General features: G+C 70.5%; 11 protein-coding genes. 10 read left to right on the top strand and 1 reads right to left on the bottom strand.

The genetic code is table 11. The features are described 5' to 3' along the window. Window positions 1-206: 206 nt before the first annotated feature. Window positions 207-821 carry a 30S ribosomal protein S4 gene (rpsD, locus tag ACFYO9_RS28160; protein ID WP_355818996.1) on the top strand — a complete coding sequence of 205 codons (615 nt, stop codon included), beginning with the start codon at window positions 207-209 and terminating at the stop codon, window positions 819-821. Here the strand turns inward: rpsD and ACFYO9_RS28155 are convergent. Next, entirely contained in the window at window positions 809-2941 is a 2133-nt protein-coding gene (locus ACFYO9_RS28155) for a regulator (RefSeq protein ID WP_358778746.1), read from the bottom strand. The genes rpsD and ACFYO9_RS28155 overlap by 13 nt on opposite strands. A gap of 173 nt (window positions 2942-3114) precedes the next feature. Here ACFYO9_RS28155 and ACFYO9_RS28150 point away from each other — a divergent pair, with 173 nt between their 5' ends. The 9 genes from ACFYO9_RS28150 (at window position 3115) to aroB (ending at window position 12750) form a co-directional block, all read left to right on the top strand. Then, entirely contained in the window at window positions 3115-3573 is a 459-nt protein-coding gene (locus ACFYO9_RS28150; RefSeq protein WP_355818992.1) for a DUF948 domain-containing protein, read from the top strand. A gap of 7 nt (window positions 3574-3580) precedes the next feature. Beyond that, complete coding sequence (locus tag ACFYO9_RS28145) at window positions 3581-3913, top strand: DUF6167 family protein (protein ID WP_358709583.1); 333 nt, start codon at window positions 3581-3583, stop codon at window positions 3911-3913. Continuing rightward, a complete protein-coding gene (gene alaS / locus ACFYO9_RS28140) occupies window positions 3913-6582 on the top strand; it encodes an alanine--tRNA ligase (RefSeq protein ID WP_355818987.1) in 2670 nt (889 codons plus the stop codon). The genes ACFYO9_RS28145 and alaS overlap by 1 nt, the downstream gene beginning before the upstream one ends. Then, window positions 6582-7067 carry a Holliday junction resolvase RuvX gene (gene ruvX / locus ACFYO9_RS28135; protein ID WP_355818985.1) on the top strand — a complete coding sequence of 162 codons (486 nt, stop codon included), beginning with the start codon at window positions 6582-6584 and terminating at the stop codon, window positions 7065-7067. Before alaS ends, ruvX begins: the two co-directional genes overlap by 1 nt. Window positions 7068-7191: 124 nt before the next feature. Continuing rightward, window positions 7192-8937 carry an endolytic transglycosylase MltG gene (gene mltG, locus ACFYO9_RS28130; protein WP_358778745.1) on the top strand — a complete coding sequence of 582 codons (1746 nt, stop codon included), beginning with the start codon at window positions 7192-7194 and terminating at the stop codon, window positions 8935-8937. Next, entirely contained in the window at window positions 8934-9764 is an 831-nt protein-coding gene (locus ACFYO9_RS28125; RefSeq protein ID WP_358778744.1) for a shikimate dehydrogenase, read from the top strand. The genes mltG and ACFYO9_RS28125 overlap by 4 nt, the downstream gene beginning before the upstream one ends. Window positions 9765-9944: 180 nt before the next feature. After that, window positions 9945-11129, top strand: coding sequence for a chorismate synthase (gene aroC, locus ACFYO9_RS28120; protein WP_355818977.1), 1185 nt, complete (start codon window positions 9945-9947; stop codon window positions 11127-11129). A gap of 44 nt (window positions 11130-11173) precedes the next feature. After that, on the top strand, window positions 11174-11656 hold the full coding sequence (locus ACFYO9_RS28115) for a shikimate kinase (RefSeq protein ID WP_358778278.1): 483 nt from the start codon (window positions 11174-11176) through the stop codon (window positions 11654-11656). Continuing rightward, window positions 11653-12750, top strand: coding sequence for a 3-dehydroquinate synthase (gene aroB, locus ACFYO9_RS28110; protein WP_355818975.1), 1098 nt, complete (start codon window positions 11653-11655; stop codon window positions 12748-12750). Before ACFYO9_RS28115 ends, aroB begins: the two co-directional genes overlap by 4 nt. The last annotated feature ends 21 nt before the right edge of the window (window positions 12751-12771 follow it).

The following is a 12771-nucleotide window of genomic DNA, read 5'->3' as shown; positions in this document are numbered from 1 at the left end:
CGCACCGTCGAAGGTGTCGCGGGCAGCCCACCACCATCTCGTACTCCGGGAATCGGTCGGTGGGCCACTCGCGTGCTGCACATAGTGCCCAGACCAGGGAGCGGCTGCCTTGCGAGCCCATGGCTCACGAGGTTTCCCAGGCTGCGGATGCGACCTCCCCTAACCACTGGTGAAGCCGAATTCACAAGAAACAGAGAGGTTGGTTCATGCCGAACCAGTCCCGCCCCAAGGTCAAGAAGTCGCGTGCCCTCGGCATCGCGCTGACCCCGAAGGCCGTCAAGTACTTCGAGGCCCGCCCCTACCCGCCGGGCGAGCACGGCCGTGGGCGCAAGCAGAACTCGGACTACAAGGTCCGTCTGCTCGAGAAGCAGCGTCTGCGCGCGCAGTACGACCTGTCCGAGCGCCAGCTCGTCCGTGCCTACGAGCGCGCGTCCAAGACGCAGCTCAAGACCGGTGAGGCCCTGGTCATCGAGCTGGAGCGTCGTCTCGACGCCCTGGTTCTGCGTTCGGGCATCGCCCGCACGATCTACCAGGCCCGCCAGATGGTCGTGCACGGCCACATCGAGGTCAACGGCGGCAAGGTCGACAAGCCGTCGTACCGCGTCCGTCCCGACGACGTCGTGATGGTCCGCGAGCGCAGCCGCGAGAAGCCGCTGTTCCAGGTCGCCCGCGAGGGTGGCTTCGCCGCCGACGGCGAGACCCCGCGCTACCTCCAGGTGAACCTGAAGGCTCTGGCCTTCCGCCTGGACCGCGACCCGAACCGCAAGGAGATCCCCGTGATCTGCGACGAGCAGCTCGTCGTCGAGTACTACGCCCGCTGACCCGGACGTAGCTCACCCTGCTTCAGCCCGTCGCCTCCCCGCCCCTCAGGGCGGGGCAGGCGGCGGGTTCGGTCGTTTCCGGGGCCGGTGCGCAGCGCCCGCGCCACCGCCGCGTCCAGCTCCAGGCCCGCGCCCGCCCGTACACACTCCTCGTACCGCTCGTCGCCGAGCGCCGCGCGGGCCCGCTCCTCGCACAGCGCGTGCGGGCCGCCGAAGTGGGCCGAGCCGAACAGCGGCAGGCCCACCGAGGGCCACACCCGGGCCGCCGCCCCCTGCAGCACCGCGGCCTCCGCGGGATCGCCCTCCGTCACGGTGAACAGCGCGAGCAGTTCGAGGGAGAGGACCGTGCCCAGCAGATCGTGGAAACGGTGGTCGAGATCGAGCGCGTCGGCGAGCAGCTCGCGCGCCGTCCGCGCCTCGCCGCGGGTCCAGGCCGCGTAACCGAGGACGTAGAGGGCGTACGCGAGGGCCCAACGCTCCCCGTGGTCCTCGCAGACCAGGCGCACGTGCTCGCACAGCTCCACCGCGTCGCCGAGTTCGCCGCGGAAGGCCAGCGTCATGGCGAGCTCGGCCTGGCCCATCAGGACGTTGCTGTTCAGCTCGCCGATCGTGCGGTAACGGTCGAGCGCCGAGCGCAGCAGCGTCTCCGCGCGCGGCAGGTCGTCCGTCACCAGGGCCAGACAGCCGATGCGGTGCTCCGCGTACGCCGCGGCGACCGCGCTGCCCGCATGCTCCGCGCCGTCCCGGCACTCGTGCAGCGCGGCGAGCGCCGCGACCGCGTCGCCCTGCAGCACCGCCACGTAACCGAGCACCCACAGCGCCTTGAGCCGCGAGTCGTCGTGGCCGCCGTCGAGTTCGAGGGCCCGGTCGAGCCAGTGCCTGCCCTCCGCGAGCCGCCCGCACCCCACCCAGTAGAACCAGAGCGTGCCCGCGAGGTACTGGCCGAGGTGGGCCTCGTCCGGCTCGGTCAGGCAGAACTCCAACGCGGCCCGCAGATTGGGCAGTTCCGCGTCGATGAGGGCGGCGACCTGGGGCTGGCGCGGCGAGAACCAGTCCAGCTCGCACCAGGTGGCGAGCCCCATGTACCAGTCGCGGTGCCTGCGCCGCATCCGCTCGCTCTCGCCCGCCGCCTCCAGCCAGTCGGCGCCGTACGCCCTGACCGTGTCGAGCATCCGGTAGCGCACCCCCGCGGGCCACTCCTCGCGGGTCAGCACGGACTGCGCGAGGAGTTCGTCGAGTACGTCGAGTACCTCCTCGGCGCGCAGGCCGTCCCCGGCGCAGATGTACTCGGCCGCCTCCAGGTCGAACTGGCCCGCGAACACCGTGAGCCGCGACCACAGCAGCCGCTCCCGCGGCGCGCACAGCTCGTGGCTCCAGCCGATGGCGGTGCGCAGCGTCTGATGGCGCGGCGGCGCGTCGCGCCGGACGCCGGTGAGCACCCGGAACCGGTCGTCGAGCCGGGTGAGCAGCTGCGCGGGGGAGAGCGCCCGCAGCCGGCCCGCGGCCAGCTCCACGGCGAGCGGGATCCCCTCGAGGCGGCGGCACAGCTCCATGACGTCCGCGCGGTTGCCGTCGTCGACGACGAAGCCCGGCAGGCCGGCCGCCGCCCGCTCGGTGAAGAGCGCCGCCGCGTCCGGCCCCGGCAGCGGCGCGAGCGGCAGCAGCCGCTCACCCTCGGTCTCCAGCGGCCTGCGCCCCACGGCGAGCACCCGCAGCCCGGGGGAGTGCGTCAGGAGCTCGCGCACCAGACAGGCGCAGGCGTCCACGAGGTGCTCGAAACCGTCGACGACGAGGAGGAGTTCCCGCTCTGCGAGATGCCCGAGCAGCACCTGACGCGGCGGCCGACGCGTGTGGTCGGTGAGCTCCAGGGCCTCGGCGACCGCGTGCTCCAGGAGGTCCGGGTCGCGCAGTGTCGTGAGGTCCACCAGCCAGGCGCCGTCGCGCAGCCGGGTGCGGGCGGCGGCCCGCAGGGCGAGGCGCGACTTGCCGACCCCGCCGACCCCGGTCACGGTGACGAGCCGCCCGGCCTCCAACGCCGTGGCCAGCTCGGCGAGTTCGGTGTCGCGCCCGACGAAGGCGTTCAGTTCCAGGGGAAGATTCCCGGGCGGAAGTGGTCGCATGGGGTACGGAGCGTACTCATTCGTATGCGGTCCGTACAATCACTTCGCGCAACTCCTGTGACGGTGACGGGGAATGCGGTACGGAGCGGTGCCCCCGGCGCGATAGGGTCGGAGGACGACTTTTCGACGTTCGGGTACGTAGTTCAGGGACGAGATGCAGGGAGCGGTGCCAAGTGTCCGGTGGAGAGGTTGCCGGGGTCCTGGTGGCCGTCTTCTGGGCGATCCTGGTCTCCTTCCTCGCGGTGGCACTGGCGAGGCTGGCCCAGACGCTCAGGGCGACCACCAAGCTCGTCGCGGACGTGACCGAGCAGGCGGTCCCCCTCCTGGCCGACGCCTCCACCGCGGTGCGCTCCGCGCAGACCCAGATCGACCGCGTCGACGCCATCGCCTCCGACGTCCAGGAGGTCACGTCGAACGCGTCGGCGCTGTCCACCACGGTCGCCTCGACCTTCGGCGGCCCCCTCGTGAAGGTGGCCGCGTTCGGCTACGGCGTGCGCCGGGCCATCAGCCGCAAGGCGGCGCCCGAGGCGAAGGAAATGCCCAGCAAGCAGCCCCGTCGTACGGTGATCGTGGGTCGCACCGTCCCGTCCGCGCGGCGGACCAAGCGGGCCAACCGGAGTAAGAGGGACTGACGCAGCGATGTTCCGCCGTACGTTCTGGTTCACCGCGGGCGCAGCCGCCGGCGTATGGGCCACCACCAAGGTCAACCGGAAGCTCAAGCAGCTGACCCCCGAGAGTCTCGCCGCGCAGGCCGCGAACAAGGCGATCGAGACGGGTCACCGCCTGAAGGACTTCGCACTCGACATCCGCGACGGCATGGCCGAGCGCGAGGCGGAACTGGGCGAGGCGCTGGGTCTGGAGAACGATCCCGACGCCGAACTGGCCCCGCCGCGCCGCTTCGCGGTCATCGAGAGCCACAGCAGCCACAAGAACGACATGAAGACGCAGTACAACCGGAATGAGGACCACTGATGGAGTCGGCTGAAATCCGCCGCCGCTGGCTGAGCTTCTTCGAGGAGCGCGGGCACGCCGTCGTCCCTTCGGCGTCGCTCATCGCGGACGACCCGACTCTGTTGCTCGTCCCCGCCGGCATGGTGCCCTTCAAGCCCTACTTCCTGGGTGAGGTCAAGCCGCCCGCGCCGCGCGTCACCAGCGTGCAGAAGTGCGTGCGCACGCCCGACATCGAAGAGGTCGGCAAGACCACGCGGCACGGCACGTTCTTCCAGATGTGCGGCAACTTCTCCTTCGGCGACTACTTCAAGGAGGGCGCCATCACGCTCTCCTGGGAGCTGCTCACCGGCCCGGTCGACAAGGGCGGCTTCGGCCTCGACCCCGAGCGCCTGTGGATCACGGTCTACCTCGACGACGACGAGGCCGAGCAGATCTGGCGCGAGAAGGTCGGCGTCCCGGCCGAGCGCATCCAGCGCCTGGGCAAGAAGGACAACTTCTGGTCCATGGGCGTGCCCGGACCCTGCGGTCCCTGCTCCGAGATCAACTATGACCGTGGCCCGGAGTTCGGCGAAGAGGGCGGCCCCGCCGTCAACGACGAGCGGTACGTGGAGATCTGGAACCTGGTCTTCATGCAGTACGAGCGGGGTGCCGGCGACGGCAAGGAGGACTTCCCGATCCTCGGCGAGCTCCCGTCGAAGAACATCGACACGGGCCTCGGCCTGGAGCGCCTCGCCATGATCCTGCAGGGCGTACAGAACATGTACGAGACGGACACCCTGCGCGTCGTCATGGACAAGGCCACCGAGCTCACCGGCGTGCGCTACGGCGCCGAGCACGGCTCGGACGTCTCGCTGCGCGTGGTCGCCGACCACATCCGTACGTCCACGATGCTCATCGGCGACGGCGTCACCCCCGGCAACGAGGGCCGCGGCTATGTGCTGCGCCGCATCATGCGCCGCGCCATCCGCAACATGCGCCTGATGGGCGCCACCGGACCGGTCGTCAAGGACCTCGTCGACGTCGTGATCGACACGATGGGCCTGCAGTACCCGGAGCTCGTCACCGACCGCAAGCGCATCGAGACCGTCGCCGTCGCCGAGGAGAACGCCTTCCTCAAGGCCCTCAAGGGCGGCACCAACATCCTCGACACCGCGGTCACCGAGACCAAGGCCGCCGGCGGCCAGGTCCTCTCCGGCGACAAGGCGTTCCTGCTGCACGACACGTGGGGCTTCCCCATCGACCTCACCCTGGAGATGGCGGCCGAGCAGGGCCTCTCCGTGGACGAGGACGGCTTCCGCCGCCTGATGAAGGAGCAGCGGGACCGCGCCAAGGCCGACGCCAGGGCCAAGAAGACCGGCCACGCCGACCTGCACGCCTACCGTGAGATCGCCGACGCCTCCGGCGCCACCGACTTCACCGGCTACTCCCTCACGGAGAACGAGGCGCAGATCGTCGGCCTGCTGGTCAACGGCGTCTCCTCGCCGGCCGCCACCGAGGGCGACGAGGTCGAGATCGTCCTCGACCGCACCCCCTTCTACGCGGAGGGCGGCGGCCAGATCGGTGACACCGGCCGCATCCGCCTGGACAGCGGCGCGATCGTCGAGATCCGCGACGTGCAGAAGCCGGTGCCCGGCGTGCACGTGCACAAGGGTGTCGTCCAGGTCGGCGAGATCACCGTCGGCGCCCCGGTCTGGGCGTCGATCGACGCCCACCGTCGACGCGCCATCGCCCGCGCCCACTCCGCCACGCACCTGACCCACCAGGCGCTGCGCGACGCGCTCGGCCCGACGGCCGCCCAGGCCGGTTCCGAGAACCAGCCCGGCCGCTTCCGCTTCGACTTCGGTTCGCCGTCCGCCGTGCCCACGGCCGTGATGACGGACGTCGAGCAGAAGATCAACGAGGTCCTCGCGCACGAGCTCGATGTGCAGGCCGAGGTCATGTCGATCGACGAGGCGAAGAAGCAGGGCGCCATCGCCGAGTTCGGCGAGAAGTACGGCGAGCGGGTCCGTGTCGTCACCATCGGCGACTTCTCCAAGGAGCTGTGCGGCGGCACGCACGTGCACAACACCGCCCAGCTGGGCCTGGTGAAGCTGCTCGGCGAGTCCTCCATCGGCTCCGGCGTGCGCCGCATCGAGGCGCTGGTCGGTGTGGACGCGTACAACTACCTCGCCAAGGAACACACGGTGGTCGCCCAGCTCCAGGAGCTGGTCAAGGGGCGTTCCGAGGAGCTCCCCGAGAAGATCTCCGGCATGCTCGCCAAGCTGAAGGACGCCGAGAAGGAGATCGAGAAGTTCCGCGCGGAGAAGGTGCTCCAGGCCGCCGCCGGTCTCGTCGACTCCGCCAAGGACGTCCGCGGCGTCGCCCTCGTCACCGGCCAGGTGCCGGACGGCACGGGCGCCGACGACCTGCGCAGGCTGGTCCTCGACGTGCGCGGCCGCATCCCCGGCGACCGCCCGGCCGTCGTCGCGCTCTTCGCCACGGCGGGCGGCCGCCCGCTGACCGTCATCGCCACCAACGAAGCCGCCCGTGAGCGCGGCCTCAAGGCGGGCGAACTGGTCCGTACCGCCGCCAAGACCCTCGGCGGCGGTGGCGGCGGCAAGCCGGACGTCGCCCAGGGCGGCGGTCAGAACGCGGCCGCCGTGCCCGAGGCCATCGCCGCGGTCGAGCGCCTCGTCACCGAGACGGCCTGATGACCGAGGCCGCACCGGGCATGCGCCGGGGCCGGCGGCTGGCCGTCGACGTCGGTGACGCCCGGATCGGGGTCGCCTCGTGCGACCCCGACGGGATCCTCGCCACGCCGGTGGAGACCGTGCCGGGCCGGGACGTCCCCGCCGCCCGGCGCCGGTTGAAGCAGCTCGTCGAGGAGTACGAACCGATCGAGATCGTCGTCGGACTCCCTCGCTCCCTCAACGGGGGCGAGGGCCCGGCGGCCGCCAAGATCCGCGCCTTCACCCAGGAGCTCGCCCGCATGGTCGCCCCCATTTCGGTGAGGCTGGTGGACGAGAGGATGACCACAGTGACGGCCAGTCAGGGACTGCGCGCCTCCGGTGTGAAGTCCAAAAAGGGCAGGTCTGTGATCGATCAGGCGGCCGCGGTCATCATTCTCCAGCAGGCCCTGGAGTCCGAACGGGCGTCAGGTAAAGCTCCCGGCGAGGGCGTCGAAGTGGTCATCTGATCGCGATACGGTAACGTTCCGCGCGATGCGGCGGTGTTCGAACAGCTGCCGCACAGCATCAAGAGGCGGAACGGTTGCCCGGCCATCCAGACGGCTGCCCCGCCTCGCGGCATGTAGGGGATCGATGACTGAGTATGGCCGGGGCCCAGGCTCCGAACCGTGGCATCCGGAGGACCCGTTGTACGGGGACAGCGGATGGGGAGGACAGGCGCCCGCGAGCGGCACGTCCACCTACGGCGGCCAGGGGCAGTACCACCCGCAGCAGCCGCACCAGCATCAGCCGCCGCACCAGTCGAGTTACGGCGGTGACTGGAGCACCGGCCAACAGCAGACCTACGACCAGCAGTCGTACGGCGGGCAGCAGCAGTTCCACGGAGACCCCGGCCAGGGCTACTCCGGTGAGTCTTACTCCGGCGACCCGGGCCAGGGGTATCAGGGCGATCCCGCTCAGGGGTACGGCGGCGGCACCGACCAGGGCTACAACGGTGGCTGGGACACCGGTGGCCAGGGTCAGGTCCCCTACGGCGGCGATCCGATGGACCCGTATGCCGGCCAGCAGAGCGGCTACGGCGCGGAGAACCACGACTACTACTCGACGCCCGACGCCTATGCGCCGCCGGAGCCGCCGACCCGTCGCCGTCCCGCGCACCCCGAGTCCGAGGCCGAGAGGCCGGACTGGGACCCGGGCCCCGACCAGGGCGAACACGCGTTCTTCGCGGGTGGCGAGGACGACGATGACGGGCCCGGCCGGCGCGGTGGCCGCGGTGACCGGCGCGGCGGCCGTGGCGGAAAGAAGTCCAAGAAGCACCGCAGCGGCTGCGCCTGTCTGGTCGTCACGATGGTCTTCGGCGGCGGCCTGGCGGGCGTCGGCTATTTCGGCTACCAGTTTTACCAGGATCGTTTCGGCACGGCCCCGGACTACGCGGGCGAGGGTTCCGGATCGGCCACCGTCGACATCCCGAAGGACTCCGGCGGTTACGCGATCGGGCAGAAGCTCAAGGAAGCCGGCGTCGTCAAGAGCGTGGACGCGTTCGTCTCCGCGCAGGGCAAGCATCCGCAGGGCCAGAGCATTCAGGCGGGTGTCTATGTGCTCAAGAAGCACATGTCCGCGGCGAGCGCCGTCGAATTGATGCTCAGCCCGAAGAGCCGCAACAACCTCGTGATTCCCGAGGGAATGCGGAACGCCTCGGTCTACAAAATGATCGACAAGCGTCTTCACCTGGACAAGGGCACCACGGAGAACGTCGCCAAGACGCAATGGAAGAGCCTCGGACTTCCCTCCTGGGCGAATACGAACAAGGACATCAAGGATCCGCTGGAAGGATTCCTCTATCCCGCCAGCTATCCGGTCGCCAAGGGTCAGAAGCCCGCGGACGTCCTCAAGAAGATGGTCGCCCAGGCCAGCGAGAAGTACGACGAAATGGGCCTCAAGTCGAAGGCGGCGGAACTCCACCTGAAGGACCCGTTGCAGGTCCTCACGGTGGCCAGCCTCGTCCAGGCCGAAGGCAAGTACAAGCACGACTTCGAGAAGGTCGCCACCGTCGTCTACAACCGTCTGAAGCCCAACAACACCGAGACGTACGGCCTGTTGGACTTCGACTCGACGGTCAACTACCTGCGCGGCGAGTCCAAGCTGGGCACCGGCACGGTCGACGAACTCCGCAAGCTCAACGACCCGTACAACACGTACAAGATCAAGGGTCTGCCGCCCGGGCCGATCAGCAACCCGGGTGAGGTGGCGCTGAGTTCGGCGCTGCAACCCGCCAAGGGCAACTGGTACTACTTCGTCTCCATCGACGACAAGACGCTGTTCGCCGAGACCAACGAAGAACAGAACCGGAACCGCGAGAAATACCTGAAGGGGCAATGAGCGCGCAGAAGCGACGAGCCGCGGTCCTCGGCTCACCGATCGCCCATTCCCTCTCCCCGGTGCTGCATCGCGCGGCATACGAGGAGCTGGGCCTGAGCGACTGGTCGTACGACCGATTCGAGATCGACGAGGCGGCGCTGCCCGGATTCATCGGGGAGCTCGGTCCGGAATGGGCGGGGCTTTCGCTGACGATGCCGTTGAAGCGGGCGATCATTCCGCTGCTCGACGAGATCAGCGGGACCGCCGCGTCCGTCGAGGCCGTCAACACCGTGGTCTTCCGGGAGGACGGCAGGAAGGTCGGTGACAACACCGACGTCCCCGGCATGGTCGCAGCCCTCCGCGAACGCGGCATCGAGCAGGTCGCCTCCGCCGCGATCCTCGGCGCGGGCGCCACCGCGTCGTCGGCGCTCGCCGCCCTGGCGCGGATCTGCACCGGCGAGGTCGTCGCGTACGTACGCAGTGACGCCCGCGCCGCGGAGATGCGGCAGTGGGGCGAGCGGCTCGACGTGGCGGTCAGGACCGAGGCCTGGGAGGACGCGCGCGAGGCGCTGGACGCCCCCCTGGTGATCGCCACGACCCCGGCGGGCGCCACCGACGCGCTGTCCGCCCTGGTCCCCGAGCGCCCCGCCACTCTCTTCGACGTGCTGTACGACCCGTGGCCCACCGAGCTCGCGGCCCGCTGGTCGGAGTACGGCGGCGCCGTCGTCAGCGGCCTCGACCTGCTCGTGCACCAGGCGGTGCTGCAGGTCGAACAGATGACGGGACACGCCCCGGCGCCGCTCGGCGTGATGCGCAAGGCCGGGGAGCACGCGCTCGCCGCACGCTGAGCGCCGGGTCGCGCGCCGGTCGCGGCACGGTCGAGGCCGTGGTCACAGCCGTCCGCCAGATGGACCGGACGCCGGATCGCGCCCCGGGTCGTGGGAGGATCAGGGGTGGCGGGCCAGGGCCGCGCACCCGGCCGCGCCGTCGAAGACCGCAGTTCGAGGCGCGAGCATGAGGAGCATCCGTTGAGCAGGTTGCGTTGGCTGACCGCGGGGGAGTCGCACGGACCCGCGCTTGTCGCGACGTTGGAGGGTCTTCCCGCCGGCGTGCCGGTCACGACGGAGATGGTGGCCGATCATCTGGCGCGGCGGCGGTTGGGTTATGGCCGTGGTGCGCGGATGAAGTTCGAGCGTGATGAGGTCACGTTTCTGGGTGGGGTGCGGCACGGTTTGAGCATGGGCTCGCCGATCGCGGTCATGGTGGGGAACACGGAGTGGCCCAAGTGGGAGCAGGTGATGTCGGCCGATCCGGTGGATCCGGAGATCCTCGCCGACCTGGCCCGCAACGCCCCGCTGACCCGTCCGCGTCCCGGTCACGCCGACCTGGCGGGCATGCAGAAGTACGGCTTCGACGAGGCCCGTCCGATTCTGGAGCGTGCCTCGGCGCGTGAGACGGCGGCGCGCGTGGCGCTGGGCGCCGTCGCCCGTTCGTACCTGAAGGAGACGGCCGGGATCGAGATCGTCTCCCACGTCACGGAGCTGGCCGCGGCCAAGGCGCCCTACGGGGTGTACCCGACGCCGGCTGATGTCGAGAAGCTCGATGCGGATCCGGTGCGCTGCCTGGACGCGGATGCGTCGAAGGCGATGGTCGCGGAGATCGACCAGGCCCACAAGGACGGCGACACCCTGGGCGGTGTGGTCGAGGTCCTCGCCTATGGGGTGCCGGTGGGCCTCGGCTCGCACGTGCACTGGGACCGGCGTCTGGATGCGCGGCTTGCCGCCGCGCTCATGGGCATCCAGGCCATCAAGGGCGTCGAGGTCGGCGACGGTTTCGACCTCGCGCGGGTGCCCGGGTCGAAGGCGCACGACGAGATCGTCACCACGGACGACGGCATCAAGCGCACCTCCGGCCGCTCCGGTGGTACCGAGGGCGGCCTGACCACGGGTGAGCTGCTGCGCGTACGCGCCGCGATGAAGCCCATCGCGACCGTGCCGCGCGCCCTGGCGACCATCGACGTGGCCACCGGCGAGGCCGCCAAGGCGCACCACCAGCGCTCCGACGTGTGCGCCGTGCCGGCCGCCGGGATCGTCGCCGAGGCGATGGTCGCGCTGGTCCTCGCGGACGCGGTCGCGGAGAAGTTCGGTGGTGACAGCGTGCCCGAGACGCGTCGCAACGTGCGTTCCTACCTCGACAACCTGCAGATCCGGTGACCGGCACCGACACCGGCGGCCCCCGCGTCGTCCTGGTGGGCCCGATGGGCGTGGGCAAGACGACGGTCGGTGAGCTGCTCGCCGACCGCCTCGGGACCACGCTCCGGGACACCGACGCCGACGTCGTGGCCGCGCAGGGCCGGGAGATCTCCGACATCTTCTTCGACGAGGGCGAGCCGTACTTCCGCGCGCTGGAGAAGGCCGCCGTCGCGACGGCCCTCGCCGAGCACGACGGGGTCCTCGCCCTCGGCGGTGGCGCCGTGCTCGACGAGTCGACGCGCGCGCTGCTCGTCGGACACCCCGTCGTCTGCCTCTCGATGGACGTCGAGGAAGCCGTCAAGCGGACCGGCCTCAACCAGGCCCGCCCGCTCCTCGCCGTCAATCCCCGCAAGACGTGGCGCGAGCTGATGGACGCCCGCCGGCATCTGTACGCCGAAGTCGCCCGCGCGGTCGTCGACACCGACGGCCGCACCCCCGATGAGGTCGCGCGAGCGGTCCTCGACGCACTGGAGTTGAAGGAAGCATGACGACGGAGCAGACCCCCACCCGTATCCACGTCGGCGGCACCGCCGGCTCGGATCCGTACGAGGTCCTGGTCGGTCGGCAGCTCCTCGGCGAGCTGCCCGGCCTCATCGGCGACCAGGTCAAGCGCGTCGCCGTGATCCACCCCGAGGCGCTCGCCGAGACCGGTGAGGCGCTCTGCCGGGACCTCGCCGACCAGGGGTACGAGGCGGTCGCCATCCAGGTGCCGAACGCCGAGGAGGCCAAGACGGCGGAGGTCGCCGCGTACTGCTGGAAGGCGCTCGGCCAGTCCGGCTTCACGCGCAGCGACGTCATCGTCGGCGTCGGCGGCGGTGCCTCCACCGACCTCGCCGGGTTCGTGGCCGCGACCTGGCTGCGGGGCGTGCGGTGGATCGCCGTGCCGACCACGGTGCTCGGCATGGTGGACGCGGCGGTCGGCGGCAAGACCGGCATCAACACCGCCGAGGGCAAGAACCTCGTCGGGTCCTTCCACCCGCCGGCCGGCGTCCTGTGCGACCTCGCGGCGCTCGAATCGCTTCCGGTGAACGACTACGTCTCCGGGCTCGCGGAGATCATCAAGGCCGGCTTCATCGCCGACCCGGCGATCCTCGAACTCATCGAGGCGGACCCGCAGGCGGCCCGTACGCCCGCGGGCCCGCACACCGCCGAGCTCATCGAGCGCTCCATCAGGGTCAAGGCCGAGGTCGTCTCCGGCGACCTCAAGGAGGCGGGCCTGCGCGAGATCCTCAACTACGGGCACACCCTCGCGCACGCCATCGAGAAGAACGAGCGCTACAAGTGGCGGCACGGCGCCGCGGTCTCCGTGGGCATGCTCTTCGCGGCCGAACTCGGCCGTCTGGCGGGCCGTCTCGACGACGCCACCGCGGACCGGCACCGCACCGTCCTCGAGTCGGTCGGCCTGCCCCTGACGTACCGCTACGACCAGTGGCCCAAGCTCCTGGAGACCATGAAGGTCGACAAGAAGTCCCGCGGCGACCTGCTGCGCTTCATCGTCCTCGACGGCCTCGGCAAGCCGACCGTCCTGGAGGGGCCCGACCCGGCCGTGCTGCTCGCCGCGTACGGCGAAGTGGGCCAGTAGTCCGCATAGGGCACGTTTTAC

It is taken from the genome of Streptomyces sp. NPDC005863, from assembly GCF_042871345.1.
Taxonomy (GTDB): Bacteria; Actinomycetota; Actinomycetes; order Streptomycetales; family Streptomycetaceae; genus Streptomyces.
The sequence above is the reverse complement of the archived record's forward strand: the minus strand, read 5'-3'. Positions and strand labels throughout refer to the sequence as shown.

Bases quoted from the DNA above. Each gene is read 5' to 3' on its own strand.
- alaS (WP_355818987.1), top strand. From the start codon at position 3,913: ATGGAGTCGGCTGAAATCCGCCGCCGCTGGCTGAGCTTCTTCGAGGAG.
- aroB (WP_355818975.1), top strand. From the start codon at position 11,653: ATGACGACGGAGCAGACCCCCACCCGTATCCACGTCGGCGGCACCGCC.
- rpsD (WP_355818996.1), top strand. From the start codon at position 207: ATGCCGAACCAGTCCCGCCCCAAGGTCAAGAAGTCGCGTGCCCTCGGC.
- ACFYO9_RS28125 (WP_358778744.1), top strand. From the start codon at position 8,934: ATGAGCGCGCAGAAGCGACGAGCCGCGGTCCTCGGCTCACCGATCGCC.
- ACFYO9_RS28145 (WP_358709583.1), top strand. From the start codon at position 3,581: ATGTTCCGCCGTACGTTCTGGTTCACCGCGGGCGCAGCCGCCGGCGTA.
- ruvX (WP_355818985.1), top strand. From the start codon at position 6,582: ATGACCGAGGCCGCACCGGGCATGCGCCGGGGCCGGCGGCTGGCCGTC.
- ACFYO9_RS28155 (WP_358778746.1), bottom strand. From the start codon at position 2,941: ATGCGACCACTTCCGCCCGGGAATCTTCCCCTGGAACTGAACGCCTTC.
- mltG (WP_358778745.1), top strand. From the start codon at position 7,192: ATGACTGAGTATGGCCGGGGCCCAGGCTCCGAACCGTGGCATCCGGAG.
- ACFYO9_RS28115 (WP_358778278.1), top strand. From the start codon at position 11,174: ATGGGCGTGGGCAAGACGACGGTCGGTGAGCTGCTCGCCGACCGCCTC.